Origin of the sequence: Parabacteroides sp. AF18-52 (genome assembly GCF_003479145.1) — a bacterium.
GTDB lineage: Bacteria > Bacteroidota > Bacteroidia > Bacteroidales > Tannerellaceae > Parabacteroides > Parabacteroides faecis.
In genome coordinates this window covers 1-17524 of record NZ_QUGR01000013.1, presented here as the reverse complement: position 1 = coordinate 17524, position 17524 = coordinate 1, and the positions used below count along the sequence as shown (strand labels likewise).

The following is a 17524-nucleotide window of genomic DNA, read 5'->3' as shown; positions in this document are numbered from 1 at the left end:
CGTTATTTTATTTCTGTAGTAGCAGAACGTTGCTGACGCCAGTATTTCCAGCCGGACCAGCCCACTGCAACGATTAGCAATAATAAAATCAGGAAGGAACTATAAGAAGATATATTGGCAGCTATCACATAATTCTCCGGGTAAAAATCAAAAACGACCGTATGCTCCCCGGCCGGAATCAACATAGCACGCAATATCCAGTCGGCACGGAAATGGGTTGCCTCTTTCCCGTCTATTGTCACTTTCCAACCCGGATAATAGATCTCAGAGAAGACAGCCAGTTGTTCTGACGAAGCTTTTGTCTTATAGGTTAAACGGTTTGGACGGTATTTCTCCAATACGATCGTTGCTGTAGTATCTTTCTCCGGAATAAAACCTTCCAGATCTTTCGCAAACCGTTTATCCACCACTGCCGTTTCCTGGGGATCAATCGTGTTCAAGGCTTCAATTTCTTCATCTGCGTTCGCTACGATATTCACCTTATCCACAAACCATGCATTCCCATAAGCAAACGGATTACGGATCGGAGCCTGATCCGGATTATAAATGATGTAGCGTGCGTTCAGCATATTCAAAGAAGGAGAAGATGCCAGGGCAGGTAATATATCTCTTATCGTCTGTGCCTTTTGTAAAGCCTCGATTATATTCCGGTACTCTCCATTCAGACGATGTTCGATCAGTTCCTGATAACGCCGTAATTTAACAGCATGATATCCGCCCAAAGAGTGATGGAAATAGGAAACGGTCGTCTCCTCCCAGGGATTATTCAACCCCAATACACGATAGGACTGGTCGGTATCTTTCAGTATCTCCTCGTCTGCAAGCCGTTTTTTATAAGATTCCTGCGGACTCTCTTTTACATAATTGCCGTCGTTCAGATAACGCCGGTCGACCGTCCAAAGGTCTGCAAGCATCAAAACTGCAATTCCTGCACTCACCCAAACGGCCGTTTTCTTTTTATCTTTCGCTTTCCAATACCAGAACAATAAAGCTGCCCCCAGAAGAATAAAGATAAGAGAACGTAGTGCATCGGCAGAAGTCAATGATGCTCTATCTCTCAACAAAGCAGTATAATACCAGTCCGGAAACTGATTTTGTATATTTACATCCATAGGAGACTGGAAAGTCAGAAGTAGAGACGGCATCAGCCACAGGATAAGACAAATTCCTCCGGTAAGTCCCAATGCCCACAAAAAGCCTTTCTTCAGGACTGATTCCCCTACATTTCCTGCAAATAACTCCCGTAATCCCCAGATAGCAACGACCGGGAATATTAACCCCGGAATAACCAAAGCCATCTCTACCGTCCTGAATTTATTATACAAAGGCAAATGATGAAACACAACATCATTAAAAAGGTCGAAATAACGACCTAACGCCAAAAATACAAAAAAGACAGAAGCAGCAAACAACCACCACTTCATCGGATTACGGATCACAAACATTCCCAGAACAAACAGGAAACAGACCAAAGCTCCGAAATACACAGGTCCGGATGTGCTCATTTTATCTCCCCAATAGGTATAAGTCTCTATTTCTTTTCCCACCTGGGCTCCATTGGCTTTCATCTCCTTATAAAGTTCGGAATCGCTGCCTAATATACCGATACTGGCCCCCCCATAGGCATTCGGAACTAATAAAGTGAGGAGTTCCATCCTTCCATAACTCCAGTGAAATGCATAATCTTTATCAAGTCCGGTCGAGATCTTCTCCCCGGCAGGAGTTGTTGTTGTCAGCTCCGTCGGCCCACGAGTGGAATGCTGGCTCAAATCCCAGTTAGAATAGAGGTGTTGTGTATTGGGTAATACCGCCAGTATGACACATCCGACCATAATCGCCGATACTTTGCCCAACTCCCCTATAGACTTTTCCCTGATCAGCCGGATCGCATATCCCAGATAAATAAAAAAACAGAGTAAAGCCAGATAGTAAGTAATCTGAACATGCCCGTTAGCGATAGAAAATGCGACTCCCAATAAAAAGATCACAGCGCCCCAAAGATACCGGCGCCTGAATAACAGGATCATTCCTGCCAAAGTAACAGGCATATAGGCAATAACATACGCCTTTACAATATGTCCTGCTACTATTATTATAATATTATAAGATGCGAACGCAAAAGCAATGGCTCCAGCTATTGCCAGCCACCAGTTCACTCCCATTATGCACATCAGCAAATAGAAACAGACTAAACCGACGAAAACCATTGCCGCATGTGTATAACCGACTTTCTTCAGCCAACCGTCGATTATACTGTAAGACGGAAGTTCCGGAGCTGGATTTCCATATCCCGGTCCATAAGGCATTCCGGAGAACATCGCATCAGACCAGACACTAAATTCTCCCTCTTCAGCAGTTTTGGCATATTCATCGACCTGGCTGCCTCCCATCCCGGCTGCCTTGATATTATCACTTTGGCTGATGACCTTTCCCTCAAACACTCCCGGAGAGAAATAAGCCATTACCAATGCCAGGAACAGAAGAACTGCTACAACATGCTTACCGACTTTATCTAACAGAATACGCATCTTCTATACAAATCGATTAATCACGTTTTTTCTGCCATATCTGCCAGCCGGACCAGCCCACTGCCACAATCAATAACAGCAGGATCAGGAAAGAGCTATATGCCGAGACATTAGCTGCCAGAACATAAGTATCCGGATGAAAATCAAAAACAATCGTATGTTCTCCTGCCGGAACCAACATACCACGCAAGATCCAATCGGCACGGAAATGAGTTGCGTCTTTTCCATCTATCGTTACTTTCCAGCCCGGATAGTAGATTTCAGAAAATACAGCTAATTGTTCCGAAGAAGTCTTCGTTTTATATGTCAACCGATTAGGACGGTATTTCTCCAATACAATCGTTGCTGTAGAATCTTTATGAGGGGTGAAGCCTTCCAGGTCTTTTGCAAAACTCTTATCCACAACAGCCGTTTCCAGAGGATTGATCGTATTTAAGGCCTCAATCTCCGCATCTGCATTCTCCACAATATCGATCTTATCTACAAACCAGGCATTCCCATAAGCAAACGGATTACGGATCGGAGCCTGATCCGGATTATAAATAATATAACGGGTATTCAGCATATTCAGGGAAGGAGAAGCTGCCAGGACAGGCATTATATCCTGTATTGTTTGTGCCTTCTGCAAAGCTCCGATTATATTACGATATTCGCCATCGAGGCGGTGATCGATCAATTCCTGATAGCGGCGCAATTTAACGGCATGATATCCTCCGATAGAATGGTGAAAGTAAGATACGTTGGTGTCCTGCCAGGGATTAGTCAGGCCAAACACACGGTAAGATTCATCCGTATCCTTAAATATCTCTTTATCGGCAACGCTTTCCTTATAACTTTCTTCAGCTTTTTCTTTTACATAATTACCATCATTCAGGTAACGGCGGTCGACAGACCACAAATCAACCAGTATCAACACTGCTATACCGGCACTCACGATCAAGGAAGCCGTCTTTTTATTTTTAGCTTTCCAGTACCAGAGCAATAAAGCTGCTCCCAATAATATAAAGATCAAAGAGCGTAGCGCATCGGCCGAAGCCAAAGAAGCACGGTCCATCAACAAGGCTGTATAATACCATTCCGGTACCTGATTCTGGAACTGTGCATCATATACAGAATGGAAATTCAACAATAACGAAGGTATCAAGAAGATAATCAGACAAATACCTCCCGTTATACCCACAGACCACAAAAAGCCATTCTTCATTGTTTTATCATCGACATTTCCTCTGAATATCTCCCGTAATCCCCAAATACCAACAATAGGGAATACAAATCCGGGAATAACCAGAGCCATCTCCACAGTTCTGAACTTATTATACAAAGGCAGATAATGGAACATAATATCATTAAACGCATCGAAATTACGTCCCAATGCCAGGAATGTCAGGAAAATAGAACCTGCAAACAACCACCATTTCATCGGATTACGCACCACAAACATTCCAAGTACAAACAAGAAACACACCAATGCCCCAAAGTAAACAGGACCCGACGTAAACGGTTTATCTCCCCAATAGGTATAAGTCTGTACCTCTTTCCCTACTTGTGCCCCATTTTTCTTCAATTCTTTATATAATTCGGAAGAGCTATCCAACGTACCTCCTGAACTACCACCATATACATCCGGGATCATAACAGTCAACAGTTCCTTCCAACCGTAACTCCACTGAAATGCATAATCTTTATCCAACCCGGAAGATGCTTTTTCCACCTTTCCCGTTTCATCCGGTTTCGGAGTCAGTTCCGACGCCCCACGAATCGAGTGTTGGCCAAGGTCCCAGTTAGCATACATATGTTTTGCATTCGGAAGAACTGCCAATACGACACAAGCAAGCATAATCAAAGAAGTCTTTAACCAATCTGCTGTTAATTTTTCTCTGATCATCTTTATAGAATATCCCAAATAAACGAATAAACACAACAAAACCAAATAATAAGTAATCTGGATATGCCCATTTAATAAAGAGAAAGCCACTCCTAAGAGAAACAAGACTGCTCCCCAAAGCCATTTTCGTTTAAATAAAAGAAACATCCCCGCCAATGTAATAGGCATATATCCTATTACATAAGCTTTTACAATATGCCCAGCCTCTATAATAATTATATTATAGGAAGCAAAGGCAAAAGCAATAGCCCCTGCAATTGCCAACCACCAGTTTACCCCCATTATGCACATCAATAGGTAAAAACATACCAATCCGGTAAAAACCATCGCAGCATGAGTATATCCAGGTTGTTTCAACCAATTATCAACAATGCTGTAGGATGGTAACTCGGGTGCAGGATTTCCATATCCAGGTCCATAAGGCATCCCTGAGAACATAGCGTCCGACCAGACACTAAACTCCCCAGGTTCAGCCGTCTTGGCATATTTATCTACCTGACTACCACCCATACCTGCCGCTTTCACATTATCACCTTGTCTAATGACTTTTCCGTCAAATACAGCCGGAGAGAAATAAGCCATTACCAACCCTAAAAATAAAATCAGGGCAGCAACATGCTTACCCACATTTTTCATAATACTATGCATAATATGTATCTTCTATATATTGTTTCGTTTATACTCTTCCTTTCACCCACTTTGCAAAATAAAAGCGAATGGCAAACCACACATGAAGCAGGGATGTCGATACAGTCCCGTAATACCGGCACATTATATCATATCTTTCTTTCAATGAGGCTTTACGCTGAGTCGTACTGACTCCGCCATCCAGAAAATTAGACAGGGTCATCCGTGTATTATATATTCTCTTCGCCTGTTTCATACACCGGATACACCAATCAAAATCAGCAGAATAACGATATGTTAAATCATATAACGGAGCAATTGTCCGTTTTGTTATAAATGACTGATGACAAACCAACATTCCCATCCGAAATTTCTTCCATGTTAGTTTATCCGGAGCTTTCAACCTCCGTTTCCCCAGCGATTTTCCTTCTTCATCAATAAGAATAGTTTCCCCGTAAATAATATCAGGCAGCACTTTCTTTTTTTGAATTAAGGAAGCAACACCTTGTACGGTGTCAGAAGTATATAAAGAATCACCGGCATTAACAAACCACACATAATCTCCCGTAGCCTTTTGAAGCCCTTTATTCATTGCATCGTATATACCTTTATCCGGTTCACTAACCCAATAAGAAACTCCGGAAGCGTATTGTTTGATAATATCTACAGTCCCATCGGTCGACCCTCCGTCAATAATAATATATTCGATATTCGGATACGACTGGCTCAACACATTCAAAATGGTCGACTCCACCCAGCGGGAAGCGTTATATGTTATTGTAATGATCGAGAAAACAGGTTGTTGCATTTATGTAGCTATTCTATAATTATATTTAGAATCATCATTTATTTCAATTTTGCCTTCACAAAATTAACTATCATTTGTGGATTATGAATTGCTTTTTTTATCCCTTTCAACCTGGCCCCCAATATCTCTTTTGACAAGGACCATTTTAAATTATACCAAAAACCGGAATGATGAACTTTATGCTCATCCACTATATACTTATACATTGAATACTTCGAACGTCCCTGAAAATGCAGACAATAAAATCGAACCAGGGATTGATCATTCATTAATTTTCCATATGGAAGATTATCTATCCAATAAACCTTCTTTTTACCGTCTTCCATTTCGAAACCCTGCCCCCATGTAATACATCCGTCAAAACATGTACCGTTCGTTGGAATAGCAATGTCTATCACATTGCATTTTATATTATCCTGAAACCAGACAAATGCAGTCATATCACATATACCACCTAAGCGTTTATTATCAATAAATCCTTGATACATAGATTTCATCTTGTTTAAAAGAAATTCTTCTGTATACATAGACATCATATATCCACAAAAATTAGATATAGAAGATATATTGAATAAAGCGCAGCCAGGCCCTTGTTTATTACATGTAGTAAAGTCATAAGTTATATATTGTTGCATGACTTCATCAATATTACAATACAGCAATACATCAGAATCCATACAAAGAAAATTCTCTATTTTCTGAGTTTTTACAAAATCCCGAATGCAAAACCATCTCTGAAAACATATCAATTCATAATCATAGGGATTAGATGACATATGTATATAAGCCATCTTAAAAGCATCAGCTCCTTTCGAATAATCATCAATATTGTAATGCTCTACAAAACAATATTTATCAGTAGAAGCATCACTGATCAAACAAATTCTAGTATGAGGATTAAATAAACGGATTTGTTCTAAAACAAGCTTCAGATAAAATGTATCTCCCCTATGTACTATGATTATCGGTATATTCATTGTTATTAAAACTTATTTAAGACTTCTATTACTTTAGAAACATCATCTAAAGTATGCCCATATGATATAGGAAGACTTAATGTTGTCTTATGTATTTCTTCTGATAATGGATATTCACCCTCAAAAAGACCTTCCATCGCTTTTTGTTTATGAGGGGGAATCGGATAATGAATATCTGTTTTAATTCCATTTTTAAGAAGATATTCCTTCAAATCATCTCTTTTAGGATGACGTATATTAAAAATATGATATACGTCAAAATAATCAGGAGAAACTACCGGTTTTATAAAATCCTCTTTTAGTTCCTTCAAATAAATATCAGCCAATTCTCTTTTATGTGAATTAATCCGATCCAAATATTTAAGTTTTACATTCAACAATGATGCTTGAATTTCATCCAAACGCGAATTATAACCTATATAATCATTCTGATATTTAATCTTTGAACCATAATTTCTCAAAGCTTTAAATAGTTCTTTTTTATCAGAATCATTTGTTGTAATTGCACCAGCATCACCTAAAGCTCCTAAATTTTTAGTTGGATAAAAAGAGAAAGCTCCTATACCAAATGTTCCGACCTTCTGTCCTTTAAACATCGCACCATGAGCCTGTGCACAATCTTCGATGACAGGTAAAGCATATTTATCAGCAATCCCCATGATACTCCCCATATCACAAGCTTTTCCATATAAATGGACAACCATGATAGCACATGTATTTTTCGTTATTTTCTCCTCTATGTTTAAAGGATCAATATTATAAGTATGAACATCAGGTTCTACTAAAACAGGTTTAAGATCACATTGAAGAATAGACAAAATTGTTGCTATATAAGTATTTGACGGGACAAGTACTTCACTACCTTTCGGGAAATCATAACTACGCAAGGCCAACATTAGAGCATCCAGTCCAGAAGCGACTCCTATACAATGTTTTACCCCACAGTATTGTGCAAAAGCATCTTCAAAAGAAGCAACTTGTTTACCAAGAATATACCAACCACTATTCAGTAATTCCCTAAAGCACTGCATGTATTCATCTTCGAAAGATTTATTCAATCTTCCTAAACTCTCATATTCAATCATAAGGCTCATAAATATAATCGTTCGAATCAAAAAATTCAGAAGCCAATACCATTAAAATAGCATCTTTGCTAAAATGGTGCATAATATGCCAATCCGTAGGTTTCAGGATCAGGCATTTGTGCGGAGAATCCAATACAAATTCTTGTTTTTCCTCTCCTGTATTATTGGATATCGTACAATGTCCTTGCAAACAAATAGCTGCCTGTACTGTTTTATGATGGCGATGTCCTCCTCTTACAGAATCATCAACGCCATATATATAAAATATTCGTTTTATATCAAACGGTAATACCTTTTCTACCACAGTCAGATTTCCACGCTTATCTGTAAATGTTTTTAAATCTATTATATGAGCCATATTTTAATTTTCATGTAACAACTTAATATAATGTTTTTCTCTTAATCCGCGACGAACCAAAAGTTCAAGCAGATATTTATAATATTTCAACCCATGCAAATATAACTCAGAGGTTTGTATTACAGGATATTTACTTCTTATTTGTTTTATTTCTTTCACATATGGTTTAAAGAGCAATAAAATTGATGAATCATTTCTTTCATAATAAGGGCGTGGAGAAAAAAAGTCTGGAGATACAAAGACAAAAGAGTGAAAATGGAAAAAGATAACTGAAAATTTTTTATTTGTATTCAGTTCAGTACCTATTACCTTATCATCTTCCTGTTCAAACTTATATTGTTGCATATTCCAGGGAGCAACCCCACCTCCTAAATTTTGAGAGACAAAGACTCCTTCAAAACGATTAGGCCAATCATCCAGATATTTCTGATCTCCAAAACGTCCGTCTTCAAACCGAGCATAACACCATTCAAGACAGGCATTACGCCACCATTCTAAAACAGTTCGTCCTTGCCTATTATTTTTAAAGGTAACGAACTGTACACAATATATCCCTGTCTTCACACTTTGGTCATATTGCCGGGTATATCGATGAGGAGTTATCAGCACTGAGTTTTCTCCCATTTCGTCCAGCAAGACTTGAGGTGATGAAAAAAAGTACAAATCTGAATCCAGATACGTACAATGATCTACATTATAACGATCTAATACATATAATATGGTTGAAGAAGAACAGGTCCAGCAATACTCCGCCCGTGTACGAGTTGGTTTCACCTTCAGTAACTCTTCATCTTCGAACTCTAATAAAGAAATCACTGTAGTATTTGCGAGCTGCAACGAATTCAAAATCGAATAGCACTTATCATTAAAAGCAAATATATATAAGTGGAAATCTTTACAATGTTGGTTCAGCGAATTATACATAGCTAAACCTCTTGAAAGATAGACAGAGTCAAAAAGAGTACAAAAATTAAGCATTTTCTTTATATTTAAAAACAAAACCTTTATATTCTGAAGGAATATTAACCTTATCTAATGCATCAAAGTCATACATTAGTTCATATCCATTATCTTCAAAAAACTTTACAAAAGATGTTCTTGCGAAAAAGCGACAAGGATATGAAGCCTTATAAATAGAGCTTGGAACCTTCTGGACAGTAATTCGCTCTTTATCGTCCAATGTAAATCCTGTCCTATCTACAATTATAAACTTAATCTTATGATTAAATACCTCTTCCAATATATTATAAGGGGTTTCTAAATAAGGAAGAACACTTGAAAATAATACAGCACTTATTTTTCCCTTAGTATTAAATATACATTCCTCTATAGAATTATAAAACTTCAACGTTTCATTTTCAAAATACAATTTTCCTTCTTTTACAAAGTTGGGTTGTTCAACTACATTCCATTTCAAAGAATGTAAACCATTTAAAAAAAAACGATTCTGATAATAAGTACTTCCTAATGATCCTCCAAAATCTATTATATTCAAAGAATTATCATGAAAACTTGCTATAAATAATAATGACGAAACCAGTTCCCAAGAATATTCAGCTTCATTAAAAAGTACAGAGTCCCTTTCATAAGCAGCTTCTCCTTTTACTACTTTAAGTAAAGAGTCCTTTACTTGGTCTACTATATTATCGCATTCATAACCGGTTGTCAACTTTTTAGCTGTATCCCAGGTTGCAAAGTTACCATACCAACCATAGCCTTTAAGTAGAATAAACAATTTAGCCGGTATTTTTTGGATCAGAATTTCTTTCATTTAATCATTCTTTTTATAAACGAGCGAAGTTTTGTTATCTTCATCGTATATCTGAAATAATAAGTAAAAACCTTTCTTGCAGGTAAAGTCTGCTCAATAGGGATCTCTAATATTTTTATAGGTCTATCAATTAATTGAACATCAAATATTGAATTAGTGTCACAATGGGTTCCACTTCCATCCATTCCTATTTGAGCTACTAACGAAGTCCCTGGATACAAAGTAAGTTTATTATTCAAAAATGCAGATGCATACCAACGGATAGCCCAAGAGTCATTCTTTCCTTTCACTTGTTGTTCAAGCATTTTATAATATGGATAAGAGTTTTCAAAATCAAATTCTCCCCTCATATTACGTTTATTTATCTCATCAAGCAAAAGCTTTCCATCCGGACAAAACAAATCCCATCCACGCTTCCAAGTAGCCCATCCCCAACAATCAGCACCCTTTATAAAAAAGGTTTCAGGCAATTTTTGTTTTACCGGATATACATAACCATGAATACAAACAACTTGTTCTTTTTTCTCATAAAAGTCAAGTGCTTCATTCATATACTTAAGAAAATAAGGAGATACAACCAAGTCATCTTCCAAAACAATGACCTTCCCATATTGATTAATTACTGAAGTTACACCATCAATAATATTTCTTGCCAATCCCCAATTTTTCGACCTCTCAATTATTACTATAGATCTAAATCCGACAATAGATTTTATATAATTACGTGTTTCCAATATTTTATCATTGAAAGGATCAACAGATGCATCCGAATAAATAATTAAGTCTGTTTCAGACGCAATCTCACTCATTAATAAGGCTTCAATAGTCTTACGAGTATGATATGGACGATTATATACAAATAAAAGAACAGGAGCTAGAGACATACTATTTATTTTCACTAATCAAACAAAGCATTTTTTTCATGAAAGAAGGCCATGAGTACTCATTTAAAAACTGTAAATAAGCTGATACATCAATAGAATCTGGATATCTATGAATTATATCTTCTATATCATCATAATTATTAAAAACATAGACTTCCAATTGTGAATTTTGGGAATAATCCTTAAAAGATCCCACATTTGGACCTATTATTTTTGCTCCTAAGGATAAAGAATCCATTAATATACCAGAACTAAGAAGTGATTTTGGAATATAAGGTATTAAAACAAAACGAGCATCAGATATACAAACTGCCAACTGTTCAAATGTCAACGCCCTATTTTCTACTTGAATATTATCACTTTTTGAAGATAATAATTGTGAATAATACTCCTTAGACTCACATTTTCCAATAATCAAAACTTTCAAATGAGATTGTTTTTTTGTCAAATACTGAACAAATTCTGCAATTCCTTTATATTTTGAAATTGCTCCCCAAATTAACAAATCATATGAAGGATTATCTTTTTTACTAAATAAAGAGAGTCTGTCCTTCGTTGGGTGATCCAGAAAATGAACTTTATCAATACAATCTGGATAATAATCATTTATCAATTTTACTCCATCGGTAGCATGAGTAACAATTAAATTTGAGAAATGAACTAAAATCTTCATCAAAAAAATCCCTAAAGAAAAAGAGGTTTTTTCATGTGGTTCCTTATTGTGTAAAAACCACACAATCTTTTTCTTCCTCAATTTTAGAATCAAAATATACATAAATGCCAATACAAACTGAAGATAACCATATTTATATAAAGGAACATTTTCTATCCAATGAAGAAAACAAACATCCATGGACATATTTTGTTTCAGAAACAAACTAACCAAAGGATTTTTATGAGGGGCATTTATTACCTGTACACCTTGTGATTCCAAGTTTTCAATAAAATCTTGAATGTAAGGATTTACTCCTATACAATTTTTCGTTAATAAATTAGGATAAACTACCGCACGCATAAGACTTACTCAAATTACTTTCTTATAATAAAACAACTTGAATCCCTAATAAAATATAATGGTATCAGAAATGTTTTGAGAGAAGAAGAAAATCTTTTCTCTTGAGGATAAAGTTCTTTTTGATATTTAAGACACACACAACAAGCTTTAAAAATATCCAATAAAGAACCTGTTTTCATATATTTTACAATACAAATAGAAGAAGGTTGTTTTAAAGGAACTGTAGATACTAATCTGAAATAGTCTTTAGTTTTCTTTCTCTTTTCAATATCTTTTAAAGACTTACATGCTAATATAAAACCTTGCAATTTGCCTATTCTCTGAGGATGATTGATATAAGATACAGCTTTTGGATGTCGTCTCCAGTATATTAAACCTACATCCCGATACACTATATCACCCAAAGCTTTACTCACTAAACAGATTAAGGAGTCATATGATAAATTAGGCTCTACCCTAAAAAGCCGTTTTAGTTCCGAAAGAATTTTATTACTAAAAAAGCATTGATGTCCAGGAATATAAGGTTTCAATAACAAATAAGTTTCATGCAAATTTTGGTTTGGCGAATTCCTCATACCTAAAGGTTGAGTTATATCAGTAGTAAACAATATCGAGTCATGGAATATTAACATATTATTCCCTATGTTATTAATTAACTCTTCTATTTTATTCACTTTCCAAATATCATCTTGATCAGAACAAGCAATATAATCACCTGTTGTTTTCAATATTGCTGATAAGAAATTTGCATTAAACCCTAAAGCTTTTGTATTTATATATATTTTTACCTTAGGATTAGATCTATATTGAGACAAAATATTTATAGTACTGTCATTTGATGCATCGTCTTGTATAACTAACTCATGAATAGGATAAGATTGATTCAGTATTGAATCAATCTGTTCTTTTATATACTTTTCTCCATTACATGTACAGAGAACCACTGAAACAAGAGACTTCATACAACAAAATTGTTTTTCATACTATATTTATTCAATTACAGACCATCACTTTCTAAAAAAGAATTTATCTAATTTAAGATAAGTCATACATTCTCTAAATATAACAGAATTACTACTCCACATTATTAGTATATAAATTATAGCTGCAATAATTATTTTTGAAACAAATAGTACATAAAGGTTATCTATCTTAAACGTAATAACCCAAGTTAAAATGAAAGTTCCTAAAGTTATTAATAAATAAGGCATTATATCCTTCATTACCATAAAGAATCCAAGTCCTATAATTTTTTTTACATAATAATGCCAAAATAACAAACCAATAAAATAAGAAAAAATATATATAATGACCATAGGAAAAATACCATAAGGGAACATTAAACCTACCGTCACCAATTGCAATAAACCAACTAAAAGCATCCCACCCAAATATATATTAGATTTTCCATGTGTTATCAAAATACTTACATACAAATGCCACATATAATAAATAGCTCCCCATATACTAAACAATTGCAAGAACGATACACTAGGAAGCCATTTATCTCCACCTGCAATCAATAAAAATTCTTTACCTACAAAAGCTAACCCCAACATCAAAGGGAAAGATACAAATGCCCCAAAACGTAACATCTTGCGAAAAGCATTTCGTTGTCTTTCTATATCATCACTCATCTGTGTCAAAACAGGTTGTGCAATACTATTAATCATTCCAACAATCACAGTACTACCCATCACCGTCCACTTATTCCCTTGCGAATAGTATCCGACCTGTTTAGGATTATAAAATTTCCCTAAAAGGACAGAAAAGATATTAGTATTAATTTGCCAAAATATATTAGTTAGAAACAATTTAATACTGAATGAAAACATATCATTTAAGGGAGACAAATTGATATGCATTGATGGTTTCCAAGGAGAATAATGCCATCTTAAAAAGGTACTTACCCCTACATAAGTAACAGATTGAACAGCTAATCCCCAATAAGCAAAACCATTTAAAGCTAATATAACTCCTATAATTCCCGAAGCCAACAATGCTATAACATCAACTTTTGCTTTCTCTTTCACCATAAGTTTTTTAGACAGTGCAGCATTATGAGCAATCCCCATCCCCCCAAAAAGAATCCCCACAAAAAGGAAACGAGACAAATTTGTCAATTCTGGTTTTTCATAAAACCAAGAAATCAATGGAGCAACAAAAAAAAGGATAATATATATAATAATTCCTGCTATCAAACTAAACCAAAAGACAGCATTATAATCTTCATGTTTAAATTCTTTTATGTTTATTAAAGCAGCAGAAAAACCACTTTCTTGTATAGTTGAAGCTATTCCCATAAAAATAGCTAACATTCCAACCATACCGTAATCCTCTGCATCAAGTACTCGTAGTAGAATAATACCAAATACTAAATTTAATATCTGTTGTAATCCATTACTAACGCCTCCCCAAAAAAGCCCTTTAGCCGTCTTATCTTTTAATGTTTCTTCCGCCATGATTATGAAATCATATACGACCTATTGAAAAATACAATTTCATCATAAAAATTTGTGCAACAACTATCATACTATCATAAACCATCTTATTGGATATAAAATTCAACTAATACAGAGCATGACAGTTTCAATGATAGTGACTAATCCATCTATCATACTATCATAAAAACAGTTATCTTTTCTCCCTCAGTATATTGTTTATTTTCAGATATATAACTATAAAAATCCATTGAGACCCGGATCTCAATCACCTCCACACCCGGGTCTCAGTATCGATCAGATGGGGGTGTAAAAGAGGTGAAAATGGGTATCTCTGCTAAGTTTCCCTACTACTTTCTCTTAAAAAGGTAACTACTTCTGCGAATAAAATACGATGTATATGCAAAAGTGAGACTCTTTTTAAAGCCTTTGAGAGACCTGTTTTTCGACAAAACAGCTAAGAATGATAGTTGAATGAGGGTTTATGATAGATAAATGATAGATAAAACGAACGACTATCATACCCAAAGAGCTTGTAGATTAAAGCCTTCAGGTAAAAAATGATAGTATGATAGTTGTTTTTCGATTATCTTCCTATACAATGATAAACAAACCCGTTCTCCTCCATTTCCTTGATATCGTAAATATTACGGCCGTCAAGAACGAGTGGGGTAGCCATTAGTTTCTTTACTGCAGACCATGATGGCATACGGAATTCTTTCCACTCCGTTACAAGCATCAGGGCATCGGCATCTACAACTGCATCATAAATGTCTTTTGCATAATGGATCGCATCGCCAATACGACGTTTTGCTTCTTCTACTGCAACCGGATCATAAGCATACACTTCACAACCCGCAGCCAGTAACTTTTCAATCAGGACTAAAGATGGGGCCTCACGCATATCGTCTGTTTCGGGTTTAAAAGCTAATCCCCAAATAGCAACACGTTTCCCTTTCAGGTCACCATTGAAATGCTTTTCAAGCTTACGGAATAAAAGAGACTTCTGTTCATCATTTACTTCCTCTACAGCCTGGAGGATACGCATCGGATATTTATTCTGTTTAGCCGTATTGATCAATGCTTTCACATCTTTAGGAAAGCAGGAACCACCATATCCAATGCCGGCATACAGGAAACGATTACCGATACGGTTATCCGAACCGATGCCTTTGCGAACCATGTTTACATCTGCACCGATGATCTCACATAAATTGGCTATATCGTTCATAAAACTGATACGGGTAGCCAGCATCGCATTCGCTGCGTATTTGGTCATCTCTGCCGATGGAACATCCATAAAAATTACACGGAAATTGTTTAAAAGGAAAGGACGGTACAGACGAGTCATCAACTCTTCCGCACGCTCAGATTCGACACCTACAACCACACGATCCGGACTCATAAAGTCCTTGATTGCCGCACCTTCTTTCAGGAATTCAGGATTTGATGCAACATCAAATTCAACCTGCACACCCCGTTTATCCAGCTCTTCCTGAATAGCCTGGCGCACTTTTTTAGCAGTTCCCACAGGAACCGTACTCTTCGTTACGACCAGAATATGTTTCTTGATATGACGACCGACAGTACGGGCTACTTCCAGTACATACTTCAGGTCAGCACTACCATCTTCGTCAGGAGGTGTACCAACGGCACTGAACAAAACCTCTACGTCGTCCAGGCATTCGGTAAGATCGGTTGTAAATTGTAATCGCCCGGCTTGCTGGTTACGATGAACCATTTCTTCCAGACCAGGCTCATAGATAGGAATTATACCTTGTTTAAGGTTCTCTATTTTTTCAGTATTTACATCTACACAAAAAACTTCGGTTCCCATTTCTGCAAAACAGGTCCCCGTAACCAGGCCTACATAGCCCGTTCCTACTATCGCTATTTTCATAATTTATAATCAAAATGCAAAATTAAAGGCTCTTGAAATATTTAATAGTCTCTATCAGACCTTCTTCCAAACGAACTTTCGGTTCCCAGCCATTCAGCTTCTCTTTGGCTAAAGTAATATTCGGTTTGCGTTGTTTCGGATCATCGGAAGGAAGAGGTGTAAATATAATTTTCGACTTCGAGTTCGTCATCTTCAATATGATCTCTGCCAGTTCGATCATGGTGAATTCACCCGGATTTCCCAAATTGACAGGGCCTGTGAAATTTTCAGATGCCATCATACGCACCATTCCTTCAATCAGGTCGTCCACATACTGAAAGCTACGTGTCTGCATACCATCCCCATAAATAGTGATATCTTCCCCTTTCAATGCCTGCATGATAAAGTTCGATACAACCCGGCCATCATCCGGACGCATCCGCGGACCATATGTATTAAAAATACGGATAATCTTAATGTCTACCTTATTCTGACGGTGATAGTCCATAAACAATGTTTCCGCACAACGCTTTCCTTCATCGTAACAACTACGCAAGCCGATAGGATTCACATTCCCCCAATAACTTTCTTCCTGGGGATGAACAACCGGATCTCCATAAACTTCACTGGTAGACGCTTGAAGAATACGTGCTTTCGTACGTTTTGCCAATCCAAGCATATTGATTGCACCGATAACAGATGTTTTAGTAGTACTCACCGGATCGAACTGATAATGTATCGGGGATGCCGGACATGCCAGATTATAAATCTCATCCACCTCCACATAATACGGAAACGTCACGTCGTGGCGCACCATCTCAAAATAAGGGTTGTCCAACAAATGAACAACATTTTGCTTACGACCTGTAAAATAATTATCCATACAAATCACATTGTTTCCGTCTTTCAACAGGCGTTCACAAAGATGAGAACCAATAAATCCGGCTCCTCCGGTAACTAAAATCTGTTTCATGCTATTTGTTCAATTGGTGTTTTCCTATATATCTCAGTTATTTTCATAAACAGAGAGCACAACAATGTTGGTCAGTCCCAGACCGGAAATGACAAAACTTGCACAAAGATAGGAATTTGAAAGGATTCTTTCCCTTCAAAAGTCGTTATTTATACGAAAGGGAATTTAGCAATCTCCATTTCTTATTCATATCGGATATTCAATATAAATATTCCTCCCTATTACTTGCTTGTTCATGTCCTGTCCTGAAATAAGTTGACAGTCTTGAAAAAAAATAAGTTTCAAAAAGGACT

The 17524-nt window shown here is 36.5% G+C and carries 14 protein-coding genes; all 14 read right to left on the bottom strand.

The genetic code is table 11. The features are described from left to right. Window positions 1-2 precede the first annotated feature (2 nt). A complete protein-coding gene (locus DWX23_RS18680) occupies window positions 3-2528 on the bottom strand; it encodes a YfhO family protein (RefSeq protein WP_122375563.1) in 2526 nt (841 codons plus the stop codon). A 16-nt stretch (window positions 2529-2544) separates the two neighbouring features. Next, window positions 2545-5061 (bottom strand): YfhO family protein, encoded by a 2517-nt coding sequence (locus DWX23_RS18675; RefSeq protein ID WP_122375562.1) that lies wholly within the window; start codon window positions 5059-5061, stop codon window positions 2545-2547. Window positions 5062-5089: 28 nt separating this feature from the next. Next, complete coding sequence (locus DWX23_RS18670) at window positions 5090-5848, bottom strand: glycosyltransferase family 2 protein (protein ID WP_122375561.1); 759 nt, start codon at window positions 5846-5848, stop codon at window positions 5090-5092. A 38-nt stretch (window positions 5849-5886) separates the two neighbouring features. Next, entirely contained in the window at window positions 5887-6825 is a 939-nt protein-coding gene (locus DWX23_RS18665; protein ID WP_122375560.1) for a hypothetical protein, read from the bottom strand. Between the two features lie 5 nt (window positions 6826-6830). Then, a complete protein-coding gene (locus DWX23_RS18660) occupies window positions 6831-7919 on the bottom strand; it encodes a DegT/DnrJ/EryC1/StrS aminotransferase family protein (protein ID WP_233587675.1) in 1089 nt (362 codons plus the stop codon). Continuing rightward, window positions 7903-8268, bottom strand: a complete 366-nt coding sequence (locus DWX23_RS18655; protein ID WP_122375559.1) for an FdtA/QdtA family cupin domain-containing protein — start codon at window positions 8266-8268, stop codon at window positions 7903-7905. Before DWX23_RS18655 ends, DWX23_RS18660 begins: the two co-directional genes overlap by 17 nt. Before the next feature lie 3 nt (window positions 8269-8271). Beyond that, the gene (locus DWX23_RS18650) at window positions 8272-9192 is read right to left on the bottom strand and encodes a glycosyl transferase (RefSeq protein WP_233587674.1); all 921 of its coding nucleotides are present in this window, start codon (window positions 9190-9192) and stop codon (window positions 8272-8274) included. 46 nt (window positions 9193-9238) lie between these two features. Next, window positions 9239-10039 carry a methyltransferase, TIGR04325 family gene (locus DWX23_RS18645; RefSeq protein ID WP_122375557.1) on the bottom strand — a complete coding sequence of 267 codons (801 nt, stop codon included), beginning with the start codon at window positions 10037-10039 and terminating at the stop codon, window positions 9239-9241. Next, window positions 10036-10923 carry a glycosyltransferase gene (locus DWX23_RS18640; protein WP_122375556.1) on the bottom strand — a complete coding sequence of 296 codons (888 nt, stop codon included), beginning with the start codon at window positions 10921-10923 and terminating at the stop codon, window positions 10036-10038. Before DWX23_RS18640 ends, DWX23_RS18645 begins: the two co-directional genes overlap by 4 nt. A gap of 1 nt (window position 10924) precedes the next feature. Next, window positions 10925-11938 (bottom strand): glycosyltransferase family 1 protein, encoded by a 1014-nt coding sequence (locus DWX23_RS18635; protein WP_122375555.1) that lies wholly within the window; start codon window positions 11936-11938, stop codon window positions 10925-10927. A gap of 14 nt (window positions 11939-11952) precedes the next feature. Continuing rightward, on the bottom strand, window positions 11953-12900 hold the full coding sequence (locus DWX23_RS18630) for a glycosyltransferase (protein WP_122375554.1): 948 nt from the start codon (window positions 12898-12900) through the stop codon (window positions 11953-11955). A gap of 45 nt (window positions 12901-12945) precedes the next feature. Further along, window positions 12946-14400 (bottom strand): lipopolysaccharide biosynthesis protein, encoded by a 1455-nt coding sequence (locus DWX23_RS18625; RefSeq protein WP_122375553.1) that lies wholly within the window; start codon window positions 14398-14400, stop codon window positions 12946-12948. A 565-nt stretch (window positions 14401-14965) separates the two neighbouring features. Continuing rightward, window positions 14966-16279 (bottom strand): UDP-glucose/GDP-mannose dehydrogenase family protein, encoded by a 1314-nt coding sequence (locus DWX23_RS18620; protein ID WP_122375552.1) that lies wholly within the window; start codon window positions 16277-16279, stop codon window positions 14966-14968. A 22-nt stretch (window positions 16280-16301) separates the two neighbouring features. Continuing rightward, a complete protein-coding gene (locus DWX23_RS18615; protein WP_122355992.1) occupies window positions 16302-17231 on the bottom strand; it encodes a UDP-glucuronic acid decarboxylase family protein in 930 nt (309 codons plus the stop codon). Window positions 17232-17524 lie beyond the last annotated feature (293 nt).

Bases quoted from the DNA above. Each gene is read 5' to 3' on its own strand.
- DWX23_RS18640 (WP_122375556.1), bottom strand. From the start codon at position 10,923: ATGTCTCTAGCTCCTGTTCTTTTATTTGTATATAATCGTCCATATCAT.
- DWX23_RS18675 (WP_122375562.1), bottom strand. From the start codon at position 5,061: ATGCATAGTATTATGAAAAATGTGGGTAAGCATGTTGCTGCCCTGATT.
- DWX23_RS18655 (WP_122375559.1), bottom strand. From the start codon at position 8,268: ATGGCTCATATAATAGATTTAAAAACATTTACAGATAAGCGTGGAAAT.
- DWX23_RS18630 (WP_122375554.1), bottom strand. From the start codon at position 12,900: ATGAAGTCTCTTGTTTCAGTGGTTCTCTGTACATGTAATGGAGAAAAG.
- DWX23_RS18635 (WP_122375555.1), bottom strand. From the start codon at position 11,938: ATGCGTGCGGTAGTTTATCCTAATTTATTAACGAAAAATTGTATAGGA.
- DWX23_RS18615 (WP_122355992.1), bottom strand. From the start codon at position 17,231: ATGAAACAGATTTTAGTTACCGGAGGAGCCGGATTTATTGGTTCTCAT.
- DWX23_RS18660 (WP_233587675.1), bottom strand. From the start codon at position 7,919: ATGAGCCTTATGATTGAATATGAGAGTTTAGGAAGATTGAATAAATCT.
- DWX23_RS18665 (WP_122375560.1), bottom strand. From the start codon at position 6,825: ATGAATATACCGATAATCATAGTACATAGGGGAGATACATTTTATCTG.
- DWX23_RS18670 (WP_122375561.1), bottom strand. From the start codon at position 5,848: ATGCAACAACCTGTTTTCTCGATCATTACAATAACATATAACGCTTCC.
- DWX23_RS18620 (WP_122375552.1), bottom strand. From the start codon at position 16,279: ATGAAAATAGCGATAGTAGGAACGGGCTATGTAGGCCTGGTTACGGGG.
- DWX23_RS18680 (WP_122375563.1), bottom strand. From the start codon at position 2,528: ATGCGTATTCTGTTAGATAAAGTCGGTAAGCATGTTGTAGCAGTTCTT.
- DWX23_RS18625 (WP_122375553.1), bottom strand. From the start codon at position 14,400: ATGGCGGAAGAAACATTAAAAGATAAGACGGCTAAAGGGCTTTTTTGG.
- DWX23_RS18650 (WP_233587674.1), bottom strand. From the start codon at position 9,192: ATGTATAATTCGCTGAACCAACATTGTAAAGATTTCCACTTATATATA.
- DWX23_RS18645 (WP_122375557.1), bottom strand. From the start codon at position 10,039: ATGAAAGAAATTCTGATCCAAAAAATACCGGCTAAATTGTTTATTCTA.